Below are 25,352 nucleotides of genomic sequence, written 5' to 3' on the forward strand. Positions count from 1 at the left end.
CCCTACTGCAGTTCGTTTTAGTTTCCTCAGCGAAACTCCAAACGACGCATCTGGTGGATCGGGATCGGGGGTAGGGAGTCGAGATTGGTGGAGGGAGGGGTCTTTTGCAGGTGTCGCCAGGCTTCGTCCCTCAGTTCAATCCACCGATCCCAGGCAAAGTCGGGAGAGTGGACAATTTGGCGCAGAATCGCCCTCCACTCGAGAACAGCCCGCTGCATGTCCCCAGCCCGCACTTGGTCCGTTTCAAACTCATGGGCCTTGCGATGGTCGAGAACGATGGCGGCGACCACCTCCGCGGCCCCTTCACCATACTCGGTGGGAACCCCCCGTTTGAGGTATCCCGGAATCGTGCGCCACCCGTAGAGCAGTCGACTCAGATCTCCCAGGCGCCCATTGGCATGAGGCAATTCTTCAAACCGATGTCCGGCCCGCAAGTTCGCGAGTTGGAAGATGAGCTCGGAAATTTCAAAGGAGGGATCCTCGAGCCCGGCGGCGATTGCGAGGCCCTCTCCTTGGCTGAAAAAGCTGAAAATGACTCCTCGCCGAGTCGGACGGAAGCGGGAGTCGATCAGGCCGAGATCGAGCCAGTTCCGGGCGGGGCGCCGGGGCTTGTCATCCATCTTCCCTCCGAGCGCCATCTTCATGTCGGGCTGGTCGTCGACTAGCTTTTCTTCCATCGGCGGATTGATCAGGGCGCGCTGAGAGGAATCGATCCGGCAGAAGGCTACCGCTTCGGAATAGTCGAGATAAACGCGCACCTCGTCTCGATGCTCTTCCCAGCGGATTGGCACTCCGCCACTGGTCATTCTCGCCATACGGGGGAGGTATGTGGATTCCAGAACATCGAGAGGGCAGTGTGACGCCGGTTTCGGATAGTCCTGATGCTCTGCCCAATCCTTTTGCAACAATTTCCGGAAGCTCTTGGTCAAGTCGAGATTACGATGTCCCTCTTCGCGGGGAAACAGAGCCACGACCATCATCCGCCCGTATTTCAAAGGTTGGCTTTGAGGGATCCGACAGAGGGTGCCGAAGCGGACGGCTTTGAGAACCTCTGGAGAGGAAATGGCGGGGATCCACTTGCGGCCGTTGAAGAAATACGCTTCTCCGAGAGCGATCTGGCGTTTCTTGCCCAGCCGCTCCCATTCGCCGTCCAGGTTTTTCATTTCCACCCGCCGAGTGGCACCTCCTGAGGTAAGTTGCTCCTTTGGATGGCCGAAGCGCAGAGGGAGTTCTTCCCTGAGCCCGAGATTCAGTTTACCGGCGCTGAGAAAACGTCGGTTCAAATCCTCCAATTCCCGGCGGGGGTCGATCCCCATCGCGGAACTGGCCTGCAGGGTCGTTAAGCAAGCCTGCCAATCGATCCTCCGATTGGGGGCGAGATCGACGCTGCGGCCATCGCGCAGGCGGGGTTTGTCCGCGCCGGTGAGAATATAGCCGACTGGGTCGATTCCCCGACGGCCTGCGCGGCCAAACATTTGCAGAAGTTCATCCGAACGAATACGTCGAACTTCCTCCCCGAAGCGATAGTGGGTTTCAGTGACCAGCACCGAGCGCATGGAAAAATTGATTCCGGCGGCGAGACCAGTGGTCGCCACAATCACCCGGAGCTGCCCCAGCTTGGCCAGTGGCTCGATGATTCCGGCCCTCAGCGCGTAGTCCAAACCGCTGTGGTGGTAAGCGATTCGCCGAGAGAGAAGTTTGCGGAAAGGGCCCCGAACCAGAGAATTTTGCTCGGAAGTCAACTCGAGGGGTTCACAAGGAGGAAGCGTTACGGCAAGACGTTTGGCGATTTCCTCCGCGACTTGGCGCTGGGGGGCGAAAATGAGAATCGGGCCGAGTCCAGCCGCGAGGGCCTTGGCGATGCGACGGGGCCAGTATCCACGCACCCCTTGGGGAACTTTTTGCCGCAGGGCATCGAGATTTACCTCCTCCTGAGGAACGGGACGTTCGGCACACTGTACGAGCTCCACCTTGCGGCCGAGGCGCCGGAGCCAATCGGCAATCAGACCAGGGTTCGACGTGCTTCCGCTCAGGAGGAGGAGCTGCGTTTCGGGAGGAGCGCTGGCGATCGCCAACTCGTAGTGAAGCCCTCGGAGAGGGTCGTTGAGCATTTGATATTCGTCGATGACCAGCAGCTCCGGTCCTTCGCCACGGAGCAAAGCGTGTCGCTGGGTCTCGAGAGTCGCTACGACCACCGGGGCGGCGAGATTGTCGGCGAGGTCTCCTGTGGCGATCCCGACATTCCACCCACGCGTCCGCCACTCCATTAACTTATCGTTGGCCAAGGCCCGGGTGGGAACGGTGTAAACCGCCTTCCGAATCGCGCCCTTCTGGACCAATTGCTCAAAGACAAACGTCTTGCCAGCACCGGTCGGAGCATCGACGACGACATCCGACCCCGATTGTAAAAACCGGATGGCGTCCTGTTGCCAGATATCCGGAATGAGGAGGTGGTCTTCCGAGGACACCCTCGACGCGGAAGCCGGAAACTCAAACTGCCGGCCTTGAATCGATCCGCTCATCGCTTTTAGAGGGTGGGGGCGAACTCTCGGTTTGGCAAGTGGGATTCACCAAAATTGAAGCCGTTTCGTAGGAGGTTGCGGCCTCGAAATCAGCGCGGAAAGGGATTTCCTTTTCAGGGGAATTCACCTAGAAGAGGACTGTGCAGAGGAAACCGCATCCAGCAAAGGGAGGATTTACCCTCATCGAGATTCTCCTCGTGATCGCTCTCATCGGTCTCTTGAGCGGATTCCTTCTCATGGATTGGGGAAATGTTGCCGATTCCTTTGGGCGCCGCGGCTGGAAGCAGTCGATGGAGGAGTCCTTTCGTCGGGCTCATTTTCTCGCCGAGACCGAAAATCGAAGGATTCGCCTGCGGTTCGACCCGGAGGAGCAACTCATGATCCTCGAGGACGCCGAAACTGGAAATCAGATCGAAACAACCTCCCTCAACGGGGTAGAGAGTATCCGGCGTGTGGGGGGCGCGTCCTTAGGAAGAGGACTGGGGGAATTGCGCAGAGAACCATTTTTTGCGGTCCAATTTGGACGGGACGGGTCCGCGGAACCCCTTTATTTCGAAGTAATTCGCAATGGAGACCGCTCGATCTTCCAGAATCACCCGTTTTCGGGACGTTTATTGGGAGAGGATGAAGAAATCGGGCCGCTGATCCGTTAGAAGAAAGTAAAATCGCCAGGTTTTCCCATAAAAATTCCGAATACCCCTCATTAATCTGAGTTTATTTGAACGAAATCCCGTCTCCACGGGTCTTACCCTATGAAACCAACTTTTAACCGAGTTGTTCATCGTTTCAGTTTAGTTTGTTTTGTGCTCAAGCGCCCCACCACGTTGGTGGGGCGCTTTTGTGTATAGAGCGTTCTCGCGTGACTTCAGTCGTGCGACTCCTGGGGCAGGAAACGTTCCCTAGAGAACCGAAACCTTATTGCGAGGCCGCAACCTCTCGGATCTCGGTCGCCGTGGGCAAGTATGCCGAATGACTAAAGTCAATCGGGAACGATTTTTGTTCTCGGATGACTTTAGTCGTGCGACTCCCACGTCGGGAAACGTTCCCCAGAGATCCGAAACATCGCGGCGAGGCCGCAACCTCCCCGGATCGCAGGTAACTGAGCTCAGCATCTCTGTGTAGAGGGGGCGTCTCCAAGCGAGAGGCACGACAAGTGCAGAAGTTTCGTCACGAAATGATCTCATTTTACACGGCCTTTCCCGGAGCGCAGTGCTTCAGTCTGCGTTTTCGGAGCGTTCTTCTGCGCACGCACGCAGGCTTAAAGCTTCGACCAACAAAAAGTAGCCGCTCAGCTTTAGCTGTGCGGTCTAGCGGTTACGAAAGGCCCTTCAGTGTTCCGACCGAACAGACGCGATGGGGGCAGCTGAAGCTACTCCCCTACGAAAAGTAGCCGCTCAGCTTTAGCTGTGCGGTCCCGCGGTTACGAAAGGCCCTCCAAGGTTCCGACCGAACAGACGTGATGGGGCAGCTGAAGCTACTCCCCTACGAAAAGTAGCCGCTCAGCTTTAGCTGTGCGGTCCCGCGGTTACGAAAGGCCCTTCAGGGTTCCGACCGAACAGACGTGATGGGGCAGCTGAAGCTACTCCCCTACGAAAAGTAGCCGCTCAGCTTTAGCTGCGCGGTCCCGCGTTTACGAAAGGCCCTCCAAGGTTCCGACCGAGCAGACGCGATGGGGGCAGCTGAAGCTACTCCCCTACGAAAAGTAGCCGCTCAGCTTTAGCGGCGCGGTCTCGCGATCACGGAAGGTCTTCCCAGTAGGCTCAGTCCGAGAAATGCGCCATAGCAAATCGCAATCGCGGGCTAAAGCACCGCGCTCACTCAATCTCTCCGGGGTGTCCTCTCAAGATGGCTGCGATTGCCAGTGAAGTTCCTGCTCTTCTGGTTGGTGTCAGCTCTGGTCCCCATGCAACAAGAACCCTCGTGAATCGTCTCGAAGCAATAAGAATGGCGGTAATCTCCCGAGTCTCGGTCGCCGAGGGCGGGTTCGCCGAATGACTGAAGTCAATCGGGAACGGTTTTCGTTCTCGCATGACTTTAGTAGTGCGACTCCTACGGCGGGAAACGTTCCCCTGAGATCCGAAACATCCCGGCGAGGCCGTAACTGGTTTTCGGCTGTTCTGCTGAAGACCTTACTCTTCGGACTCCAGCGACTTATCAATCCGATCTGAATCGAGTTCCTTCTTGGTTTTGAGTCCAAGGTCACGCATACGCTCGATGGTGCGGACGGCGTTTCCACGACCGGAGACCAACTTGTTCACGGCCTTTTCATGGGCGTTGCGAGCTTGGTCGAGGCGTTGGCCTACTTCATCCAGATCGTTGGTGAACCCGACAAACTTGTCGTAGAGTTCTCCCCCGAGACGGGCGATCTCCAGCGCGTTGCGGTTTTGTTTTTCCTGGCGCCAGATAGAGGCGACTGTCTTCAAGGTGGCGAGGAGGGTTGTTGGGGTGACGAGAACCACCTTTTTCGAAAATGCGTAGTCAAAGAGGGAGGAATCCTCCCGCAGAGCTTCGATAAAGGCTGGCTCGATCGGAATAAAAAGAAGGACGATTTCCGGTGAGCTCAGACCTTCGATGGCGTCGTAGCGTTTGCCCGAAAGTCCATCAATGTGCGATCGCAGGGAGGCGAGGTGGTCTTTGAGGGCAGCTTTCCGCTCGCCGTCGGTTGCCGCTTCGGTCACCCGAAGGTAGGCGGTCAACGATACCTTGGCATCAATGATGATGTGTTTCTCTTCGGGGAGATAGACAATGACATCCGGTTGTAGGCGTCGGCCGTCCTGAGTATGACTCTCCTGAACGCGATATTCTTCCCCCTTTTGCAGGCCGGAGGTTTCGAGCACTTTCTCTAAAATAAATTCACCCCACATCCCCTGAGTTTTCTGCCCCTGGAGGGCGCGGGTCAGGTTGCGAGCCTCCTCGCTCATGCTGACACTGGTCTGGCGGAGGTTTTCCAGCTGGGTTTTGAACTCGGTCTGGTGGCTGATGCCTTGCTCCTTGAGTTCGAGGACCGACTTCTGGAAATCGACCAGCTTCTCGCTAACCGGTTTGAGGATGAGTCCGATCTTTTCCTCTTGGAGAGCGGTGACTTTTTTCGAATTTTGGTCGAGGATTCGATTGGAGAGATTCTCAAACTCCTTCGTCAGCCTCACCGCTTCCTCTTCCCGCTGGGCCTTGTATTCATCGAGCCGGGAGCGTGAATTTTCCAGATCAGCCTCCATGGAAGAAAGGTTTTCACTCAGGGCCAAGATTCGACTCTGATCCCGCTCCCGCTGTTTTTCCAGCTCGGCGAGCCGCTGTTCCCGGTCTTCCAGTTGGGTCTGTTTGCGCACCGCTTCTTCTTTCCAGCGGGCCAATTCCTCCTCGGAGTCCGGATCCGTCGCGTTCGCGGAGGAAGACTTTCCGACAAAAAAGAGAGCGATCGCCAATCCGGCCATCACGAGAAGGAGCAGTATCACGTAAATCGGGTCCATGAAGAAAGTGAGTCAAAATCAATCCCCGGCTGTCGGCGATACCGGATTCATCGAAATCTGGAGGAAATCCCGTTCTCGCATGACTTTTCCGGCATGAGCTTGTCGAATGCAGTCGTGCGATTGCTGTGCATTGAATCGAAATCCGAGGTCCGGAAATCTGCCGCGTTGTCACGACCTCTCGCAGGTCGATGCCGAAGGCCAGTTCGACCGAATGACTAAAGTCAATCGGGAACGGCTTTCGTTCTCGCATGACTTCAGTCGTGCGATTTCCGCGCATGGAATCGAAACCGAGGTCTGGAAATCTGCCGCGTTGTCACGACCTCTCGAAGGTCGACGCCGATGGCCAGTTCGGCCGAATGACTAAAGTCAATCGGGAACGGCTTTCGTTCTCGCATGACTTTAGCCGTGCGATTTCCGCGCATGGAATCGAAACCGAGATCCGGAAATCTGCCGCGTTGTCACGACCTCTCGCAGGTCGATGCCGAAGGCCAGTTCGACCGAATGACTAAAGTCAATCGGGAACGGCTTTCGTTCTCGCATGACTTCAGTCGTGCGATTTCCGCGCATGGAATCGAAACCGAGGTCCGGAAATTTGCCGCGTTGTCACGACCTCTCGAAGGTCGATGCCGAAGGCCAGCAATCCGTCAATGGCCTCCATTCAATAGAACAGATTCCGGTCGAGACTGCGGTATTGGATCGCCTCGAGAAGATGATTTCCTTCGATTTTCTCCGACTTTGCGAGATCGGCAATGGTGCGCGACACTTTGAGAATTCGGTCATAGGCGCGGGCCGAGAGCGAGAGCTCCTCCATGGCGTTTTGCAGGAGGTCACCGAGGCTCTTGTCGAGACGGCAATATTCGCGAATCTGCCGATGAGACATTAGAGCATTCGCTGTCGCCCGGGTGCCTTGGAAGCGATCCAGTTGGAGTCCTCGTGCTTCGACGATGCGCTCCCGGATGGTTGCCGATTTTTCCCCTTCTTTTTCGGTCCGCAGTTCGTCGATGGAGAGAGCCGGGGCTTCAACGTGGATATCGATTCGGTCCAGGAGCGGTCCGCTGATTTTGGACCGATAGCGTTGAATCTGAGCCGGGGTGCTGCGGGACTCACGGCCTTCGGCTCCGGTGTATCCATCCGGCGTGGGATTCATTGCCGCTACCAGCATGATGGAGGAGGGCAGGGTGATCTTTCCGGCGCTACGGGAAATCGTCACCTGACCGTCCTCGAGAGGTTGGCGCAGGACCTCCAGCGTCGAGCGGCGGAATTCGGGTAACTCGTCGAGAAAGAGAACACCGTTGTGGGCGAGAGAGATCTCCCCAGGTCCCGGAATAGAACCTCCGCCAAGGAGCCCGACGTCACTGATTGTGTGGTGCGGAGAGCGGAAAGGCCGCTCGAACCACTGCCCGGAATTTTCGTTGCGGGTGATTCCCGCTGCCGAATGAATTCGGAGAATTTCCAAATATTCCTCGAGTGTCGGCTCCGGCATGATAGTTGGAATCCGCTTGGCGATCATAGACTTCCCGGAGCCTGGAGGGCCGATAATCAAAAGATTGTGTCCTCCTGCCACCGCGATTTCAACTGCTCGTCGGAGCGCCTGCTGACCCTTGATCTCTGAAAAATCAACGCTCTCGCCTGTGGGGCGTCGCTGTGTAAAAGGACTTTGTTCGGGACGGGCGGGCTCGATCTGGATCCGCCCGTCGAGAAAGGAGGCAGCTTGCTCGAGAGAGTCGACGGGGTAGACCGGGATGTCCGCGACCAAAGCGGCTTCCTGGGCGGTCTTGCGTGGGAGAAGGATTCCGTCTTTGCCCTCGTTGCGCGCGAGAATGGCGAGAGATAGGCCTCCGCGAATCGGGCAGGTCCGTCCGGATAGCCTCAGCTCTCCGGCGATGAGAAACCGCTCCATGATGTCGGTTCGCAATTGGCTGGTCGCCGAAAGGATGCCCAGGGCGATGGGCAGATCGAAAATCGGCCCCTCTTTCCGGAGGTGCCCCGGAGCCAGATTGATCGTCGTCCGGGTCCGGGGAATGTCGAAGCCGCTGTTGGCCAGGGCGGAGGTGACCCGGTCCTGTGATTCTTTAACGGCGGCATCCGGAAGGCCGACTAGCACGAGCTTCGGGTCCCCAACTTCGCCGGTGTTGACCTCGACTTGGACGGGCAGCCCATCAATTCCCGAAAGCGCCCCAGACTGAACTACTGCTAGCATGATCACTAGTCAGCCCAAAGAAGGAGCAACTGTCACGCGGAAAGATCAACCCTCGAAAGATTTGGTCGGAGATGACTTCAGCCGTCTATTCGATGTCCAACTCCAAGAATCCCGACAGAAATCGAGCATTGGCACCGAGGAGCCTCTCCATGCTATAGTTTCCCCTTTATGAACAAGAAACTCGTTCGAGCCTGCGAATCCTTCTCCGAAGGAAATGTTGAAACCATGGTCGATTTTATCTCGCCGGAGGTTGAATGGAACATCGTTGGAGAGAAGACCATCACCGGGCTGGAGGATTTGCTTCAATTTTGCGAGGAAATGGCGGAAGCAGGGTGCCCGGAATTTCACAATACCCATACGACCGTGAGTGTTTCGCAAATCGTGGTGGAGGGATCCGAACAGAAAGAAAATGGGGTTTTCTACTGCGACTCGTACACGATCGCCAAAGGGAAGATTGCCGAGATTCGCTCTTACGGCATCATGCCTCAATCGGATTAGACGGGTTCAGGAGGCATGCCTCGCTAACTGAAGCCCCCTGAAGACGACTCTTTCCTGTGGATTTGCAGTTCTTCATCAATCTTGCCACACGAATACTGTGGGGACTTCCAGCTGTTGTCGCCTCGTTGGCGGGGATGGTCGTTCTCGGCACCTATCTCTTTAAAGAGCGGCAGTTGGGACGTCCTTGGCTTTTCTTCCTACTTCTCTTCGTGTTCGTCGTGAACTCTCTGCCCCAATGGTTCTGGGGAGTGAAAGGGGATGATTCCTTTGGGGCGTCTCTGCGAGAGTGGACGCAATGGGTTTTGGGAATTAGCCCCATTTTTGCGATTTGGCTGGAAACGCTGCGACCCGTCTTGCCACCGCCCGGCGAAATGCGGGCTGAGGTTTTCTGGCGGACCATCCGCACGATCATTTATCCGCGATCCCAAATGATGATTTTTGCAATCAGTCTTACCTTCCTCCCCGCATTTCTTGTCTACGATCAGGAGAAAGTCGGATTTAGTTTGGCGGTCAATGCGGGCGTAGGACTCCTGTTTTGCTTTTTGTTCATGCCGCGGAAGAAGAATCGTAACCGTCCGTCTTCCGTTAGCGCATGACTTTTCTGGCATGAGCTCGTCGAATGCAGTCGTGCGATTTCGCGGCATGAATCGTCCACTAAGTCCCGAAACGTTGCATAATGCCACAACCTCTCAAAGTTCGGTTCCTGCCAACGACTGAGCTCGATGCATTTACGACGAGACAGTCAATCGTTGGAACCGTCTCAGCTCTCCGAAGTTTCGAGGAAGTCGATGGTTTGCGACCGGTTTAGGTAGTGAGCCCTTTTCAGTTCTTGGCCGTTGGCGTCGAGGACGATAAGGGTGGGGATGCCACGGATGCCGAAGCTTTCGAGAATCGGGCCGTTTTCGGGAACATCGACGTCGAGTTCAACGGGAATGTAATTTTCCCGCAATACCGCTTTTACTTCATCGTCGGGCCAGACCTTGATGTCCATGAGATTGCAGGGTGGGCACCAATCGGCCGAAACGCGTACGAGAACTCGCTGATCTTCGGAGTTTGCTTTTTCGATAGCGCTGGCAAGACCGGTTTCCCAGGCAATGGGATCGGGGTCGTTGGCAGCTGTATGTTCAGATTGAATACGATCGGCAATGAGCCAAGTGGCAGCGGCAATCGTTGGCAGGATGACGAGAAGAAACAGAGGAAGCCGTTTCTTTTTCGAGGTGGGTTGAGCGATGCGTTCTTTCATGAGAGGAGATGGGTTGAATTGAATCCGACTGTTGCCGATGCGTCAGCGGGTGTGAGGTTTTAGGAAAGGGAAGGATCCGGGTACGAGTCTCCCGGAGTTAAATCACCAACGCTGGCCCGCCATTCCAGGACGCCCAATCTCAGGCGTTGCGTCGGTAGGCCGAAGTCGTTGAGGGTTTCGACGCTCTCTAGCGCCTTTGCGCACCAAGGGCCCCGACAGTATCCGACAGCCGGCCTTTGCGGGTCAAAGCGGTCGATGGAATTTTTGGAAAGTTGGGTAAACGGTAATGACTGGGCTCCCGGCACGTGCCCATGGTGGAACTCTCTCTCGGTTCGAAAATCGAGAAGGTGGATTTGTGCATCCCGGACATCCCGAATCAATCGATCCATGTCCGTCTCGCGATAGAGGTAGGGATCCTCATCGGCGATACGGCCAGCTTCCCGGAGCGAGGGATCGAGAGTTTCTGCCACCCGCGATGCGGTTGAGAGGAGTTCGAAGACCTCGGGTGCTTTTACTTGGCAAAAAACCTCCCTCCCGACTTTCTCGCTTTCGATCAGCCCTGATGTCCGAAGTGGCTTCAAGTGAGCGCTGACACTGGCGATAGATCCGCCTGTCTCGGAAGCGAGTTCTCCCACCGTCCAAGGGCATTGCGCCAGGAGATTGAGGAGGTGAAGACGGGGCGGGCTGGCCAGAGCCTGACAAAGTTGAGCCGTTTGGCGGTGATGGAGGCGAGACATGATCTAAGTACTAGGGACTATATTTTAATAATCAAACGATTATTTGAATTTCCCATTTTTTAAATTCCGCTTTATTGCGGCTTTTATACCGAATTGACGGAGTCGATTCGCGTTCGACCCCTTCCGGAACGCGGTGATGGTTCTCACCCGAAAAGGAGTAACTTCGCTAGGACAACCTCAATCCCTTGGCCGTTTGACTTGTGGCACCTCCGAAAGGCTCATTGTGGAGATAGCGCGCATGAAGCCGTTCACCTGTCCCGTGAAGGCTCATCGCTCTCCTCGGGATTTCCTCGCCGAACGACCGGGCACACCTTTATCCGCCAGCGGGCCGTCCCGTAATCTTCTGGACCAAAGTGAGTAGAAGATGTAGCAAGGAGGGGAGGAATACGAGAGTGACCACGGTCGAGAAGAGCAATCCGAAGAGAACAATTGCGCCTACACCCCGATAGAGCTCGGTTCCGGCTCCGGGAAAGAGAACCAACGGGAGAATCCCGACCACCGTGGTCGTCGTCGACATTAGGATTGGACGCAAACGCGAGAGGGTGGCGTCTTCAATGGCGGCGGAAAGATCCGCTCCTTCCTTCAGCGCATCAATGGTACGGGTGACGATAAGAATCGGATTATTCACTACGGTCCCAAGAAGGATGAGGAACCCGAGCATGGTGATCATGTCGAATGGCTGATATATCGAACCGAATCCGAACCAGGACAAGCCAGTTCCCGCCAAATTGAGGATCCAGAGTCCTCCAATTCCTCCGGCGATCCCGATTGGGACCGTAGCGAGGATGATGAGGGGATAACCCCAGTGAGAGAATACGGCGGTTAGCAAAAGATAGGAAAGGATGAGCGCGATGAGAAAATTCCCGGTCAACGATTCACGGGTTTCCTGCAATTGGTCTCCAGCCCCCGTGACGTCGATGGTGACTCCTTCCGGCACAATGCCTTCCTCGCGTAGCGCCTCGACGAGATCTGACTGAACGCGATTGACTGCGGTCTCGAGTGCAACATCGGGCGGAGGAATTATGTTGAGCGTAACGGTGCGATCGCCATTGAGCCGCCGGATCGAGGCGGTATCGACCCGTTCAACCAAATCGGCGACTGCGCCGACCGTCGTGACTCCACCGACCGGAGCGTAAAGCGGCATGCCGCTAAGTTCATCGAGCGACTCCGCCTCACGCCCCTGTCCCGAGAGGAAGACATCGATCCGTTCTCCATCGAGGATGAATTCATCGACGAACGCTCCATCAGTGAGGGCGGCAACGGAGTATCCGAAAGCCTCATTGGAGAAACCTAACTCAGCGATGTGTTCCCAGTCCGGAATGACCTCAACCATCGGCTGCTGAAGGGTAAGGGCAGAGGGCTCCGAATTGACTTCGGGGCCTTCAAAAATTTCTTGCGCTCTGCGATAGGCTGCTTCCGCGACCGCGTAGATTTCGGCCAATCCGGGACCGGATATATCGAGATTTACACTTCGTGATCCACCGTCGTTGCTGCTGATGATTGATCCCCGCGAATTGAAATTCCGGATACCGGGATAATCTTTAAAGAAATCGGATAGGGCCTCACTCAGATCGTCGATCCGTGCCGGGTCGACCGTCTCTCCAATGATGAAAAGAGACTCACCACTGACATTGACAAGGAACCATTCGATTTCGGGGATCGATTCATCCGGACGGTCGCCGGGATTCGAGTTCGATTTCAAATAGGGAAGAAACTGATCGTGGACCTCTTGAGCCAAGGCATCCATCGTCTCCAGATTATAGCCAGGTGGAGCGATGACGCGGGCGAAGATTTTTGCCTCTTCCCCTTCGGGAAGATACTCCGCAGGGGGAGTCAGCCAATAGAGAATCGAGCCGCTGACGATTGCCACGATCCCGATTCCTCCGGCTGCCCAGCCTCGCGAGTAACTCAGCCGACGAACCATGACGGTAAAGTAGCGGTAGACTCCCTTTGAGTTCTTGTTCTTGGTGCCGACCCCCAATTTCTTTAGATGCACACTTGCGGTCGGAATCACTGAGATCGCTACCAGCATGGAAGCGATGATTGAGGCGGAAATTGCGATGGATATGTCGGAGAAAAGTTGCCCAGCTTCCTCCTCGATGAGCCAAACCGGCGCGAAGACAATCACGGTGGTCATCGTCGATGCGAGAACGGAACTCCATACCTCCCGCACTCCCCGGAGGGCAGATTCGAGAGGGTTGTGCCCGGCACGCCTCTGTTTTTCGATGGACTCCAGCACCACAATCGCATTGTCGAGAGTCATTCCGATGGCGAAGGCGACACCGGCAAGTGAAATGACATTAATGGTTCTCCCCGCGGCAAGAAGCCCGATGAAGGCAGCGATGGTACAAGCCGGAATCCCGATGACGCAGATGGCGGTGGCTGAGAAAGAGCGCAGGAAGAGAAACAGAACCACGGTTGCCGCGATCGCTCCGACAATCAGGTTTCGCCAGACGTTGGCGACTGACGCCTCGACGTATCGGACATCGTCGGTCGTTTTGATCAACTCCAGATCTACAGGGGCCAAGACTTGTTGATTGATACTCTCTACCGCCTCGGTCATCGCCTCTTTGATCTCGATCACATTGGAACCCACTTCGCGGGAAACACTGAGTCGGATGGTCGGGCGGCCATCCTGATAGGACCGCCCGCGTGCTTCGTAGAGACCCAGTCGAATCGTAGCGACATCTCCCAAGGTGGTGACGGCGTCTCCTTCGCGCTTGAGAACGGTTTTCGCGAGATCGGTTGGATCCTCCGAACGACCCACCGTTCGCACCAGGTAGCGCCGTTTCCCCTCATCAATGTCACCAGCCGAGATGTCGTTGTTCCGGTCACGAAGGGCCGAGCGGACATCCTCCAAAGTCAGACCCGCCGAGGAAAGTCGAGCGAGGTCGATCCTGATCTGGATCTGACGCTCGGGGGCTCCGCTCACCGAAACCTGGGAAACGCCCGGAACCCTTTCCATGCGGGGGCGAACGCGATTATCGATAAAATCACGAAGTTGAAGGACCTCCTCTGGCGTTCTTGAGCCCGAGGTGTCATAAACTCCGTAATACATGAAGGCATTTTCCGAAAACGAGGAAGCATAGACCCTCGGTTCGTCGACGTTCTCGGGATAGGAGGGAACTTGGCTCAGCGCGTTGATCACTCGTATGAGGGCGTCGTTGACATCGACGGAGGAGGGGAATTCCAACTCAATCGAGGCTTCTCCGGTCGACGCGTTCGAGATCATCCGACTCACGCCTGTCACGGTGCTCAGATAGTCTTCCTGCTGGATCAGGATCTCCTGCTCCACATCCTGAGGCGTCGCTCCCGGCCACTCAGTGACGACGGAGATCGTGCGCACCTCGAGATCCGGTATCATCTGCACGGGAATCCGCAAAGCGGCGGCGATCCCGAGAACGCAGATCAGCAGCGTGAAGACGGCAACTTGTACGCCGTGTTTGATGCACCAGTCAAACATCAGTCTTCATGGGTGTCGGAATCGGAGGCATCAACAATTCTGACGCTCTGCCCTTGTCGCAATGCTTCGTTGCCACGGACAACGACTCGGGCACCCGATTCGATTCCAGATTCGACGATCATGTTCTTTCCTCGGGGAGCCCCGAGCTCGACCACTGTCGCTTCCACTGTCATGGATTCTCCGGATTCTCGAATCTGCCAGACACGGGTCTCGCCCTCTTCCGTGCGGATGATCGCATCGCGGGGGAGGAGAAGGACCGAATCGTCCGAACTCGGGCGGAACACGGCCACAGCCGACATTCCCGGCTTGAGGATTGATGGGGGATCATCGACGACGATGCGGACCAGGAACGTCCGCGTTCCCGGTTCGACCAGGGGTCCGAGTGCCTCCACATGGCCGAAGACCTCGGCTTCCGGGAGACCGGGGAGAAGAATCTCAACGGACTCCGTTTGCAAAGCTTCGCGGATGCGTTCCTGTGGCACTCGCACCTCGAGTCGAAAATCTCTATCCCCGACGAGTTCAACTACCGGAGTGCCGGTTTCCACCCATTCGCCGATCTCCGTTAGTTTGCGGGCGATGATGCCCGGAAATGGGGCGATCACGTGATGGCGCTGAATCCGTTCCTCCTGCGCTTGCACCTCGGCCTCCGCCCGAATTACGGCCAACTTCGATTGTTCCAAGTCGGTCTCCCGGGCAAGGCGATCGGATCGGGGAAATCCGGAATCTCCCAGACGATTCGCCTCATCGACCAAACGTTGGGCCTCTGCCTGCTCGGCTTGCGACAACGACAGATCGGATTCGCGCAGTCCCAATTCGATTTCTGCCAGGGTTGGGTCGAGTTCCACGACGATATCGCCCGCCTCGACCCGGTCGCCGGCTTCGAGGTCGGCAGTCTCGACTAATCCGGGAATGCGGGGAGAAAGCAATGCTTGTCGCCGAACCGTGATGCTCCCGGTGAATCGATAGGAGGGAGAAATGCTGGATCGGTTGACCTCTGCCACCGCTACTGGGGTTGCCGATTGAGAAAGGAGGGGAGAAACCAATAGGGATGCCCCGCCGAGAGCGAGAAAAGCTGAGCGAAAGAGAGAAATCAGCATACGAAAAAGTCTGCAGAGGAGAAGAAGAGAGCGAATTTCTGAGGGAGTTGGATTCCGAGCAAAAGTCAACCGATTCGTAGAAGCAATGGTTCATCATGGTGATCCAGACGATCGAAGGAGGTGGGAGTCGAACCGACTTGGATCGGTGTTTCTGCCCAACATCAACCGTCTTCGCGGTAACGAACGCGTCATTCTTTTTTGCTCTTCGGAAGATCTCCTGATTCGCTTCGTCTATGATGCGATCGAAACTGAACTTTTCTCACTTCATTTCTTTCTCAAGATTTTCAGGGGTAGCTTTGCTGCTGGTCCTCGGATTTTCTCACCAAGGATGGGCAGAAACCGTTGAGTCCACGGAATCGAAAGCCGAGGGTCTGAGCGCCGAGAAACTGCAATCCGTCATCGAATCCGCGTATGATCGCTATAAGGACCTCGATGAGGGGGCGAATGCGGACTACATTCCTATTCTCGCGACGGTACCGAGCGATCTATTTGGCATTGTCATTACCACGAAAGAGGGAGAGGTCTTCACAGTTGGGGATGTCGATTACCAGTTTTCGATTCAGTCGGTGGCGAAGCCTTTCACTGCGGCTCTGGTGATGCAGGAGCACGGCCCAGAGAAGGTCCAGGAGGACATCGGCGTCGAGCCGACCGGGCTTCCCTTTAACTCGAAGCTGGCCCTCGAGGTGCATGAAGAGCGCTCGGTGAACCCGATGGTCAACGCCGGAGCCATTGCCGTGGTCAGTATGGTGCCTGCCGAGAACGAAGACGAGCGGTGGGAGAAGATCATGGACAACTTGGAAGCGTTTGCGGGGGATGATCTCACCGTGCTCGAAGAGGTTTACCAATCTGAATACGAGAATTGCTGGAGTAACCGGGCGATCGCCAATCTGCTTTTCAACTATGGTCGTCTCTACTGCGAACCTGAAGAAGCTTTGCGGGTCTACACCCGCGAATGTTCGGTCGGAGTCAGCGCTCTGGATCTCGGAATGATGGGAGCGACATTGGCCAATGGAGGAACCAATCCGGCAACGCAGGAGGAAGTTCTTGATGCCGACCATGTCCCCGAACTTTTGGCACTGATGGCGATCGCCGGGTTTTACGATGAATCGGGAGAATGGATGTACACGGCCGGAATTCCGGCCAAGACGGGAGTCGGAGGCGGAATCGTGGCTGTGGTTCCCGGCGAGATGTCAATCGCCGCCTTCTCCCCGCGGGTCAACGCTTCGGGAAATTCGGTCAAAGCGATGAAGGCCATTCGTTACATCGCAGGCGAATTGGGTGTGGGAGTTTTTGGAGCGAATCCGGAGAAAGAATAGGCCGTAAGGGCAAGACCGCTTCCCTAGCTAAAATTAAAAAAAAGCGGCGCAGCAAAGTAGGGAGAGCTTCCAGCTCTCTCCTTTCTGACGCAAATCGAGAGCAAGATGCTCTCGCTACCTTCTCTTTACCCACCGCAAAAGTCCTACTCAGGCAGACTCACCAAAGTAGTGAGAGCTTCCAGCTCTCTCTCTCTTCCGACGCGAATCGAGAGCAAGATGCTCTCGCTACTTTCTCTTCCCACCGCAAAAGTCCTACTCAGGCAACCCAGCAAAGTAGTGAGAGCTTCCAGCTCTCTCCCTTCCGACGCAAATCGAGAGCAAGATGCTCTCGCTACTTTCTCTTCACCCACCGCAAGAGTTCTACCCAGGCAACCCAGCCAAAGTAGCGAGAGCTTCTAGCTCTCTCCCTTCCGACGCGAATCGAGAGCAAGATGCTCTCGCTACTTTCTCTTCCCCACTGCAATAGGTCTACTCAGGCAACCAAGCCAAAGTAGTGAGAGCTTCCAGCTCTCTCCTTTCTGACGCAAATCGAGAGCAAGATGCTCTCGCTAGTTTCTCTTCCCGCGACGGAGCAGGCTCCAAGCAGTATTCAATCACCCCACTGAGGTCGGCCAGAGGCAATAGAGATAGATCCCGTACGCAGCGAGAAAGCACGCGCCTTCGAGTCGGGAGATCTTCCGTTGGCTAAAGGCGAATGGGAGGAGGACGATACTGAGCCCGAGCATCAGGGCTACGTCGAGTCTTCCGATATCCGTGACTTCGATGGGGAGGATGCTCGCCGTTAGTCCGAGGATACAGAGGATATTGAAGATGCAGGATCCGATGATGTTGCCAATTGCGACATCGGATTCTTTTTTGAGAGCGGCGAGGACGCTGGTGGCCAGTTCGGGTAAACTGGTTCCAGCGGCGACGATCGTTAGGCCGATGATCGCCTCCGAGACTCCGAATCGCCTGGCGAGGGAAACCGCCCCTTCCACAAAGAGGTGAGAGCCGAAGACGAGAACGCCCAGTCCAAGGATGATGAGGAGTCCGCACAACCAAGTGGGATAGGTTTTCACCGGGGAGGGGTCTGCAGAGTTCTCGGAGGATTCCTTGCGCGCCTCGCGGATGCAATAAACTGTATAGGCACAGAGGCCCAGAAAGAGGGTTAGGCCAGCCAGTCTGGATACGGATCCGTGGAGAATGAGGAAAGAGCCGATCAGAGTGACGAAGATGAGAAAGGGGATCTCCCGGCGGATGATGTTGATTTGAACATTCGGAGGCCGGATCAGGGCGGTAATTCCGAGGATTACGGCGATGTTAAAGATATTGGAACCGACCACGTTCCCGACGGATACACCGTTGGCCCCGTTGAAGGCGGCAGAGAGACTCACCGTCAACTCGGGGGCACTCGTTCCAAAGGCGACGATGGTGAGACCCACAATCAGGGGAGGGATGCCGAATTTGGCAGCGAGTTGAGAGCTCCCGCGGACGAGGCTTTCAGCCCCGAGATAGAGAAGGAGAATGCCAACGAGAATCGAGATCATAAAATGAGCTGCAAAGCTGCGAAGGACAGATTAGGTTCGAAACTCATTGAATCCGCAAGCTGGATTCGGGGGAGGGGCAAGGGGTGATGGATTTGACCGATGTCCGGCAATCCTGGCCCGGAGGCTCTCGTCGTCTCGAGAAAAGCGAATCTGCCAATGAAGTTTCGTGATGTCGCATGGCCACCGCTTCAGGCCATCTGACGACGAAGATCCTCCTACGGGAGGGCATTCAGTTGAGCGCGGGTAAACTTCTCTCCGAAATTGAGTTTGCCCCCGGTTTTTACCGGTTCGGCCATCCAAGCTTCACCGCCACGGGTGACGATTCCCAGAAAGGCACCCGCCTTGGTGAAGGCAAAATCTCCCGCTCCCGGCGAGAACTCACCAAAGAGAGCGCTGAAGATTCGGTTATCGACTTCAATATGGTCGGGCTTTCCCGTGTTGATCCGGAACCCGGTTTCTCCGTAGCGGGAATCGGGAAGATCGATGACGACCAAATCCTCAAAGCGGAAAGGCTGTTCGCTGTTGGCAAAGGAGTCTACGCCGATCCTCGAAACAATTTCTTGGGAGAGCGGGAGGAATAGAAGGGATCGATTTTGCTGGAGGATTCCCATCTGCGGGATGCGGAACCGCGAATCACCGACTTGGAAATAGACATCCAGGGAATTGAGGAACTTGCGCCGGTCGGCATCGGCGAATGGGGTTTGGGAAAGATGCACCCAGAGGAAGTAACGACCGTCGATCTCGGTAACGACGGTGTCCACGGTTTCCGAAAAAGGTTTCTCGCCGAAGAGTCCAGAGCGGGCTCCCTCGAATTGCAACTGCACCCGATTGGCGTTCACCGTTTGGTAGATCTCGTTTGCCGTTTTGGGACGGAGGTTTTTAACCTCTTCGGTAATCTCCGAGGAGGCTTCTGCCAGGCGACTCACGCCTTGCGTAAGCGATTCGGTTTGTTGTCGTAGCTGTTCCTTTTCCTGACGTTCGACGTTGATCGTCTGGCGTGCGGAATCGAGGGTAGAGGAGAGGAGCTGTTTTTCCCGCTCGGCGGTGGCGACCTCATTGGCGAGACGGCGTCGTTCGGTCTCGACTTGAGCCCGTTGCCGCTCCGCCTCTTCCAGCGCACGGGAGCGAGAGGCGAGTTGTGCTTCGAGATTGGCGAGTTGTGCCGTGCGCCTTTCCAGTTCCTCGGCACTCGTGTCTGCCCGATTCGCAAGTTCGTTGACGGTCGCCGCCAATTTCTCTGTTTCGGCTGCTTTTGCCTGCCGCTCCGCCTCGAGCTGGTCTCGTTCCGCTTGGATCGCAGCGGCGCGCTTTTCGGCTGACGCTTTCTCGGCAGCAACCCGCTGGGCTTCCTTTCGAGCTTCGGCGAGGAGTTCTTCCCGTTCGGCAAGAAGTCTCTCCCGCTCGGCAATCATCTTTTCCTTTTCCTCCAGGTTTTCGCTCAATTCGTCGCGACTGGATTCGAGGGTGGAGAGCTCCGCTTGAGCTTGAGCGAGCTGCTCTTGAAGATCGGATTGGGAGGACTGTTCCGCTTCCAAGGCGGAGGCGAGGAGATTCATCATCGCCTCGTCCTGAGCGGGTTCGTCGGACACCTCTACGGCCACGACCTCTTTCTCGGAAGTCACCGGATCGCCGGTCTGCTCGAAATTGGCCAGAGCCAGAAGGCTCAAGAGCAGAAAGTCACAGACGATGAGGAGAAGACTCCGGTTCATGGCAGTTGCGGTCGTTTACGAATGGCGGCGCGGGATCGGAAAGAATCAACCGGGCTGATTCGCAGCGAGGATTAGCCGCCGTTTGAGGGGGCGGAGATGAAAAATCTTAAAAAAGGAGACGAAAAGGATGCCGAAGAGCGTGGAGGCATAGGCTGACATCAAGCTGGCTTCGACAACTCCAAGAGCGAGGAGGATGAGGGAGGCGACGGTTCCGCCCAGTCCCAGGTAAAGTCCGCTGTCGAAAAGATTTTCCTCGTTTTCCAGAAGCCGGATCTTCGTCTCTTCGGAGATCCTTTGACGCCGGATTTCGGAGAGCTTGACGAGGCAGAAGACGTAGAGGCCCAACTGGAGAACCAGGAAGATCGAAAGAATGAGAAGGGTGACCGAGTCGATAGTGATCGAGTTCATCATGGTATTGGCGGTGGAAGGATTCGTAATCGAAGCTAAGTTGATCGAGGAAAGTTCGGAAGTTCTCGCCTGACCGGGCTGGCGAAGGAGAGATGGTTCGAGGAGGAAAAGGAGGCTGGCCGTCAAAATCGAGGCTAGAATGCCTTTCCGCAGAACGTTCTGAAACGGACGAGGCTCTCTGAGATCCCGGTCCCCCGGGTTGGGGAGGAGGTTGGCGAGAGCTTTCACCAAGCAGAAAAATCCTCCGAGAAAAAGCAAAACCCGCACGGTTAGGGCTGTTCTCGGCCAGCTATAGGCGAACTGCATCGGTTGGCGGAAACCGGGAAGTTCATAGGAAGCTGGCAGAAAAGAATTCTTTTGGATCGGAAGCTCGGACTGCAAAAGAAATCGAAGGGCGCCGGGGCCTTCGTCGAAGGCGCTGGCCAAGTCCTCGTTACCCCGTTCCGGATACGATTCCAGGTAGGTCAAAATATCTTTCGGTGACGCTCCGGAAAGCCCCCAGCGAATGAGAGTCGATCGTGAACCGGAAGGTTCCGCACCGCGACGAGCCATTGCGAGGAAGTCGGCCGGATCCTCAAAAGACTCCAAATACTGGCCCAGGGCTCCAAAGGGGCTGATTGCTCCCCAGACCGAAAGTTCGGATCCAAAGCGATCCCAGCGAGCTTGCCCGAGAGGATTGGGGGAGGTGGCCCAAGAGACGAGTCCACCGAGAAAGGCCGGCTGAAAATTGCGCTCTTCCGCGAGGAATCCCGTCAAGATTCCCCCGATACGCGAGGGGAGGAGGACCAGCCGTTCACGGGGGGAGGATTCCCGGCTCGGTTCGACGGAGATTTCTGGAACGAGTCGGCGGACCCCCTCCAGATCGGATGTCTGTAGGATTTTCAGAGCCTCTGTTCGCTTACGAGAAGAGAGGAGAGGCTTTACCGCCGGACCGAAATCGCGCCCTCCGGGCTGCAACTGTCCCCAGAGAGGGAAAATCTCGTTATCGAAAGTGACATTTGGATTCCAGTTTCCCAGAAGGAAGCTCGCCGCCGCTGGATTGCCTCCAACGATATAGGACTCCGCCATTCTTGCCCGACTCGGACCTTCGCGGGCAGCGATTTTCACCACGGAGACATCGACCGCCCGAAAGTAGGCGGGAATCATAAATCCAGCCGCACCCATCACCAGGGCGAGAAGGATCCATACAATTATCCGGGTGAACCGCATTGGAGAATGGGATAATACGATCCCGCTTGAAGCAATGGTGAAGGTGAGCGAATTATCGGGACTCCGGCAGTGGCACTTCGGTTTCCTTCAGAGACGGCAAAAAGACATGTTCGACCGTCCAGGATACGATGCCCTCCTCGTCAGGTAATCGGGGCAGGCCACTCTCAGGGGAGCCAAAAACTGTGCAGGGGATCCCTTCGCTTTCACAGTAGTCCTTCATTTCAAGTGCGTAGGCAGGACTGTGGACCGCATCCTCGTAATCTGAGCGGGTGTAGAGAACCAAGGGCACTTTCGCGTTCTTCATCATGGCCGAAACCCTCTCCACCGAATGAGGCTGTTGGATGGCTAAGCAGGCCTTCAGTCCGAGGTCTTCGTGGTAGACCAGATATTCCGATACCACGGCTCCGGCGGAAGATCCGGAAACCATTATTTTTCCCATATCCAGATTGAATCGTTCCGAGTGCTCGCGAAGAAATTCAAAGAGGGGAGAGATTTCGGGGAAAATCTGATCAATGTCCTCATAGGCCCTGGGGCCGATGCTGCGACCGTTTCCATGATCTCCAAGAAAAGGGTAGCCGGCGGAGATCACGGCGATGTCCTTTTTCAGCAGATCCATGAATTGATCCCGAAAAGCGATGCCTTCTTTGGAGCCTTTAACAAATCCACCGCCGTGGAAATAGACGATCGCGGCGGTGGGAGCATCACTCTCCGGCATCCAGATATCAAAAAGGCAACGTTCAAAAGCCGGATTGTACCCGATATCCTGCTCCGTCGGTGCTGGTTCCGAATGAAGCAGGGAAGAGAATGTCGCTGCGATAGAGCGAAAGAGAGCCTTGATCGATCGATTGAACATAGAAGGGAAGATTTGAGTTAGGATGGCAACGGTTCAGCCTGACGCCAATCCACGAGCTCACCACGGACGGATTCCCGGCCCCGCCACCAAGAGCGGCTGAGACGAAGAGCCAGATCAATTTCGGATCCAACCGGTGGCATCCGCTCGGCCATCCTCCATCCAATCACTTGAATTCCCGAGGCGCCCGGTAGGTTGAAGCGAATATGGTCGCGCCCCATCAAGCGGGCAGGCTCCTCCAGACGAACCCCGTGGATGGCTACGATCGGCTCGGGGTTTTCCTGTCCGAACGGCCCCAGAGCTTCAATCTCGAGAATTTCGTGTCGGGATATTGCCGAAGGTTCGGTGACGGCATCGATGCGTAGCTTCTTTGGCGGAAGCTTGCCCCCGCACTCGGAGGTTACCGCTGCGGAAAAGGCTTCGGCAAAAGCAGGGAGGTCTTCTTCCTCGATGCTCATCCCCATCGCCGCGGGGTGGCCGCCCCATTTGGGAGGCTTCACGGTGCAGGTCTGCATGACCTCAAGAAGATCGAGTCCAGAAATGCCACGCCCGGACCCTTTGAACCCGGTTCCATCCCAACCGAGGACAATCGCTGGTCGGTGGTACTTCCGGGCCAAGCGACCGGCCACGATTCCTACAACTCCCGGATGCCAGTCCCGATCCCAGACTACGATTCCCATCGGTGGCTCTTCCCCGATCATTTCGATGGCTTTGCCAGAGACACGGCGCTCCATGCTTCGACGGTTGCTGTTCACTGTATCGAGCTTGCGAGCAAGATCGAAGGCCAGGCGATTGTCTTTGGTCATGAGAAGATCCAGGGCCAGGGCACCGGTTTCGATCCGACCCCCGGCGTTGATCCGGGGACCGAGGCGAAATCCAATATCCGAACTGCTCAGCGGATTATTAACGTCCACATCCGAGACCTGGAGGAGGGCTCGCAAACCATGATTGTTCGTTTTGGCCAATTGCTTAAGTCCGTGATGAACAAATACGCGGTTCTCGCCGCGAAGAGGAACGAGGTCAGCCACGGTGCCCATGGCAACGAGATCCAAAAGTTCCTTAAGGTTGACTCGATCCCGGGCTCCACCCACACACTCATCCCATTTGCGTAAAAGAGCATGCACCAGCTTAAAGACCAGACCTACCGTGCAATGGTTTTGAAACTCAGGTTGAAGTTGCTCCGGCAAATGAGGATTAATCATTAAGCAATCCTCGGGCAACTTCGGCTGATCATTCCTTGAATGATGATCGACTACGATGACTTGAGTTCCTTGTTTAGCGATCCACTCCAGTTCGACCTCGGACCGGGTGCCACAGTCGAGAACGAGCAACAAGTCTGGCTGGTAATCGGCAAAGGAGCGCTCCAGTGCAGCGATGCTCAAGCCGTATCCCTCCTCGAGTCGGTCGGGCACAAATGCTTCGACCTCTCCACCGAGATCCCGGATCGCGCACGAGATGAGGGCGGCACTACTGATCCCGTCGACGTCATAATCGGAAAAGACGCCTATGGACTTCTTCTCACGCAGGAATTGTGTCAATCGTGCAGCAGCCTCTTCACAATGAAGTAATGTAAAAGGATCGAGAATGTTTTCCAGTCGGGGAGAGATCCACTCTTCAGCCTGTTCAAGAGTTTTTCCTAAGCGGTGCACTAATATGCGAGCGGCCATCAAGGAGAAACCGGTTTGGCTCTTAATTGATTCAATATCTCTTATTGGAGCATCTCTTATTTCCCAGATGTCGTAAAATTTTGCCATACTTGTTCTTATATCTGTTCCGTGAACGAAAATTTGCCTAATTAATTTAAATAAATATTGATTTACGCCTTGATCTTTATCGGTTTAGGCGCTTGTTATGAAATGCTTCGAACAGATTCCTGTTCGAACTAACGTACCAAAATATGACACAAGACATCAGTAGTGAAATTCGTCGGCTGGAACAGGAAGCCGCTAAACTTGAAAAGCAAAAAGCTGAACTCCTCAAGAAGCAAGAGGAACAAGAAAAGGAGCTCAAAAAGCTCGACAGCTTAGTCGCCGACAGCGGGTTCGACAGCGCTAAACAGCTGATCGAAGCCCTCATGGTCCGCTTCAAGATCGCTCCTTCCCAGCTGAACAAGAAGTCAGCCTCCATTTCTTCCGGTCGTACTCGCACCACCGTGACCGCCGAATTGCGCGATAAGATCAGCGCTGATTTGGCTTCTGGAATGTCGAAGACCGCCATTGGTGAAAAGTACAACGTGAGCTACCTCGTGGTTCGCGGAGTCGAAACCGGCAAGTACAAGGATCTTTAATCCCTTATCGGGAAGACCTTTCCTTCCGGGAAAGGGAGTCTCTTTCGTTAGCGGTGAACCTTCGGGTTCACCGCTATTTTTTTCGGAACTGCGCTTGACTCGGAGGAGCCGGAAGGATTTTTTATTCGGTTTTCCGGAGCCCGGTGGTGTAATGGTAGCACAACTGATTCTGGTTCAGTTTGTCGGGGTTCAAATCCCTGCCGGGCTGCCACTCGGGGCTTGAGACTGGAGCGTTTCCCTGAGGCTTAAAAGAGATTTTGATCCTCAACCGTTACCGGAGCTGTGAAACTTTTGCTTAAGAGCCGCATGAACGTTGTCCGGCACGAGGTGTGTGTCTTTTTCCGTGTAGCGTGCGACCTGCTTGATGAGGGCAGAGCTGGTGTAAAAGTACTTCTCGTTGGGCATCAGGAAAATCGTTTCGATCGACTCATCGAGATTCCGATTCATCTGAGCCATTTGGAATTCGTATTCGAAGTCGGAAATCGCCCGTAGCCCGCGGATTAACGCTTGGGCGCCCATCTTCTTCGCAAACTCGACAACCAAGCCTTCGAGGGGAAGAACTTCGAATCGATCGGTATCGATATTCTCACGGATTAGCTGAATCCGTTTCTCCAAGCCGAAAATCGGGCTCTTGGGATCGTTCTGCGCCACGGCTACGATCACTTTGTCAAAAAGGACCGAGGCACGGTGGAGGACGTCGAGATGTCCTTTGGTAATGGGATCGAATGTTCCCGGGTAAAGCGCTACTTTCATTCTAGATCGATACCAGTGGATCTGCCGGATGGCAATCGCTGAGCGAGGGGACTCTCTCCCCAACGGG

The 25,352-nt window shown here is 55.6% G+C and carries 18 protein-coding genes and 1 tRNA gene; 6 read left to right on the plus strand and 13 right to left on the minus strand.

Annotated features, from left to right (window positions below):
* Positions 1-26 precede the first annotated feature (26 nt).
* Complete coding sequence (locus H5P30_RS11235) at positions 27-2,522, minus strand: DEAD/DEAH box helicase (protein ID WP_185693039.1); 2,496 nt, start codon at positions 2,520-2,522, stop codon at positions 27-29.
* A gap of 140 nt (positions 2,523-2,662) precedes the next feature.
* Between H5P30_RS11235 and H5P30_RS11240 the strand changes: the two genes are divergently transcribed.
* On the plus strand, positions 2,663-3,175 hold the full coding sequence (locus H5P30_RS11240; RefSeq protein WP_185693040.1) for a prepilin-type N-terminal cleavage/methylation domain-containing protein: 513 nt from the start codon (positions 2,663-2,665) through the stop codon (positions 3,173-3,175).
* Between the two features lie 1,476 nt (positions 3,176-4,651).
* On the opposite strand, the gene H5P30_RS11245 is transcribed toward H5P30_RS11240, so the two are convergent.
* Both H5P30_RS11245 and H5P30_RS11250 read right to left on the minus strand, forming a co-directional pair.
* Positions 4,652-5,989 carry a DNA recombination protein RmuC gene (locus tag H5P30_RS11245; protein ID WP_185693041.1) on the minus strand — a complete coding sequence of 446 codons (1,338 nt, stop codon included), beginning with the start codon at positions 5,987-5,989 and terminating at the stop codon, positions 4,652-4,654.
* Between the two features lie 658 nt (positions 5,990-6,647).
* Positions 6,648-8,189 (minus strand): YifB family Mg chelatase-like AAA ATPase, encoded by a 1,542-nt coding sequence (locus tag H5P30_RS11250; RefSeq protein ID WP_185693042.1) that lies wholly within the window; start codon positions 8,187-8,189, stop codon positions 6,648-6,650.
* A gap of 168 nt (positions 8,190-8,357) precedes the next feature.
* Between H5P30_RS11250 and H5P30_RS11255 the strand changes: the two genes are divergently transcribed.
* Positions 8,358-8,687, plus strand: coding sequence for a nuclear transport factor 2 family protein (locus H5P30_RS11255; protein ID WP_185693043.1), 330 nt, complete (start codon positions 8,358-8,360; stop codon positions 8,685-8,687).
* 56 nt (positions 8,688-8,743) lie between these two features.
* Complete coding sequence (locus H5P30_RS11260; protein ID WP_185693044.1) at positions 8,744-9,283, plus strand: hypothetical protein; 540 nt, start codon at positions 8,744-8,746, stop codon at positions 9,281-9,283.
* A 164-nt stretch (positions 9,284-9,447) separates the two neighbouring features.
* Here the strand turns inward: H5P30_RS11260 and H5P30_RS11265 are convergent, their stop codons facing one another.
* From H5P30_RS11265 to H5P30_RS11280, 4 genes are all read right to left on the minus strand, one after another.
* A complete protein-coding gene (locus H5P30_RS11265; RefSeq protein WP_185693045.1) occupies positions 9,448-9,930 on the minus strand; it encodes a thioredoxin family protein in 483 nt (160 codons plus the stop codon).
* A gap of 59 nt (positions 9,931-9,989) precedes the next feature.
* Positions 9,990-10,667 (minus strand): ArsR/SmtB family transcription factor, encoded by a 678-nt coding sequence (locus tag H5P30_RS11270; protein WP_185693046.1) that lies wholly within the window; start codon positions 10,665-10,667, stop codon positions 9,990-9,992.
* 313 nt (positions 10,668-10,980) lie between these two features.
* Entirely contained in the window at positions 10,981-14,130 is a 3,150-nt protein-coding gene (locus tag H5P30_RS11275; RefSeq protein ID WP_185693047.1) for an efflux RND transporter permease subunit, read from the minus strand.
* Positions 14,130-15,227, minus strand: coding sequence for an efflux RND transporter periplasmic adaptor subunit (locus tag H5P30_RS11280; RefSeq protein WP_185693048.1), 1,098 nt, complete (start codon positions 15,225-15,227; stop codon positions 14,130-14,132). The genes H5P30_RS11275 and H5P30_RS11280 overlap by 1 nt, the downstream gene beginning before the upstream one ends.
* Positions 15,228-15,460: 233 nt before the next feature.
* Between H5P30_RS11280 and glsA the strand changes: the two genes are divergently transcribed.
* Positions 15,461-16,543, plus strand: a complete 1,083-nt coding sequence (gene glsA / locus H5P30_RS11285; protein WP_246459648.1) for a glutaminase A — start codon at positions 15,461-15,463, stop codon at positions 16,541-16,543.
* A gap of 593 nt (positions 16,544-17,136) precedes the next feature.
* On the opposite strand, the gene H5P30_RS11290 is transcribed toward glsA, so the two are convergent.
* The 5 genes from H5P30_RS11290 to recJ all read right to left on the minus strand — a co-directional run bounded on the left by H5P30_RS11290 (position 17,137) and on the right by recJ (position 23,912).
* Positions 17,137-18,069, minus strand: a complete 933-nt coding sequence (locus tag H5P30_RS11290) for a calcium/sodium antiporter (protein ID WP_185693049.1) — start codon at positions 18,067-18,069, stop codon at positions 17,137-17,139.
* Between the two features lie 215 nt (positions 18,070-18,284).
* On the minus strand, positions 18,285-19,778 hold the full coding sequence (locus tag H5P30_RS11295; protein WP_185693050.1) for a coiled-coil domain-containing protein: 1,494 nt from the start codon (positions 19,776-19,778) through the stop codon (positions 18,285-18,287).
* A gap of 45 nt (positions 19,779-19,823) precedes the next feature.
* Positions 19,824-21,395 carry a hypothetical protein gene (locus tag H5P30_RS11300; RefSeq protein WP_185693051.1) on the minus strand — a complete coding sequence of 524 codons (1,572 nt, stop codon included), beginning with the start codon at positions 21,393-21,395 and terminating at the stop codon, positions 19,824-19,826.
* A gap of 52 nt (positions 21,396-21,447) precedes the next feature.
* Positions 21,448-22,248 carry an alpha/beta hydrolase gene (locus tag H5P30_RS11305; RefSeq protein WP_185693052.1) on the minus strand — a complete coding sequence of 267 codons (801 nt, stop codon included), beginning with the start codon at positions 22,246-22,248 and terminating at the stop codon, positions 21,448-21,450.
* Positions 22,249-22,265: 17 nt separating this feature from the next.
* Positions 22,266-23,912: a single-stranded-DNA-specific exonuclease RecJ gene (gene recJ / locus H5P30_RS11310; protein ID WP_185693053.1), complete on the minus strand. Its 1,647-nt coding sequence runs from the start codon at positions 23,910-23,912 to the stop codon at positions 22,266-22,268.
* Positions 23,913-24,142: 230 nt separating this feature from the next.
* Here recJ and H5P30_RS11315 point away from each other — a divergent pair, with 230 nt between their 5' ends.
* Both H5P30_RS11315 and H5P30_RS11320 read left to right on the plus strand, forming a co-directional pair.
* The gene (locus tag H5P30_RS11315) at positions 24,143-24,532 is read left to right on the plus strand and encodes a hypothetical protein (RefSeq protein ID WP_185693054.1); all 390 of its coding nucleotides are present in this window, start codon (positions 24,143-24,145) and stop codon (positions 24,530-24,532) included.
* 137 nt (positions 24,533-24,669) lie between these two features.
* Positions 24,670-24,743: transfer RNA gene (locus tag H5P30_RS11320), tRNA-Gln, on the plus strand.
* A gap of 53 nt (positions 24,744-24,796) precedes the next feature.
* On the opposite strand, the gene coaD is transcribed toward H5P30_RS11320, so the two are convergent.
* Entirely contained in the window at positions 24,797-25,285 is a 489-nt protein-coding gene (gene coaD / locus H5P30_RS11325; RefSeq protein WP_185693055.1) for a pantetheine-phosphate adenylyltransferase, read from the minus strand.
* Positions 25,286-25,352: the final 67 nt, after the last annotated feature.

It is taken from the genome of Puniceicoccus vermicola, assembly GCF_014230055.1.
Lineage (GTDB): Bacteria > Verrucomicrobiota > Verrucomicrobiia > Opitutales > Puniceicoccaceae > Puniceicoccus > Puniceicoccus vermicola.

Coding starts and splice junctions, on each gene's coding strand:
- H5P30_RS11235 (WP_185693039.1), bottom strand. CDS start 2,522: ATGAGCGGATCGATTCAAGGCCGGCAGTTTGAGTTTCCGGCTTCCGCG.
- H5P30_RS11245 (WP_185693041.1), bottom strand. CDS start 5,989: ATGGACCCGATTTACGTGATACTGCTCCTTCTCGTGATGGCCGGATTG.
- H5P30_RS11250 (WP_185693042.1), bottom strand. CDS start 8,189: ATGCTAGCAGTAGTTCAGTCTGGGGCGCTTTCGGGAATTGATGGGCTG.
- H5P30_RS11255 (WP_185693043.1), top strand. CDS start 8,358: ATGAACAAGAAACTCGTTCGAGCCTGCGAATCCTTCTCCGAAGGAAAT.
- H5P30_RS11265 (WP_185693045.1), bottom strand. CDS start 9,930: ATGAAAGAACGCATCGCTCAACCCACCTCGAAAAAGAAACGGCTTCCT.
- H5P30_RS11270 (WP_185693046.1), bottom strand. CDS start 10,667: ATGTCTCGCCTCCATCACCGCCAAACGGCTCAACTTTGTCAGGCTCTG.
- H5P30_RS11275 (WP_185693047.1), bottom strand. CDS start 14,130: ATGTTTGACTGGTGCATCAAACACGGCGTACAAGTTGCCGTCTTCACG.
- H5P30_RS11280 (WP_185693048.1), bottom strand. CDS start 15,227: ATGCTGATTTCTCTCTTTCGCTCAGCTTTTCTCGCTCTCGGCGGGGCA.
- glsA (WP_246459648.1), top strand. CDS start 15,461: ATGATGCGATCGAAACTGAACTTTTCTCACTTCATTTCTTTCTCAAGA.
- H5P30_RS11290 (WP_185693049.1), bottom strand. CDS start 18,069: ATGATCTCGATTCTCGTTGGCATTCTCCTTCTCTATCTCGGGGCTGAA.
- H5P30_RS11295 (WP_185693050.1), bottom strand. CDS start 19,778: ATGAACCGGAGTCTTCTCCTCATCGTCTGTGACTTTCTGCTCTTGAGC.
- H5P30_RS11300 (WP_185693051.1), bottom strand. CDS start 21,395: ATGCGGTTCACCCGGATAATTGTATGGATCCTTCTCGCCCTGGTGATG.
- H5P30_RS11305 (WP_185693052.1), bottom strand. CDS start 22,248: ATGTTCAATCGATCGATCAAGGCTCTCTTTCGCTCTATCGCAGCGACA.
- recJ (WP_185693053.1), bottom strand. CDS start 23,912: ATGGCCGCTCGCATATTAGTGCACCGCTTAGGAAAAACTCTTGAACAG.
- H5P30_RS11315 (WP_185693054.1), top strand. CDS start 24,143: ATGACACAAGACATCAGTAGTGAAATTCGTCGGCTGGAACAGGAAGCC.
- coaD (WP_185693055.1), bottom strand. CDS start 25,285: ATGAAAGTAGCGCTTTACCCGGGAACATTCGATCCCATTACCAAAGGA.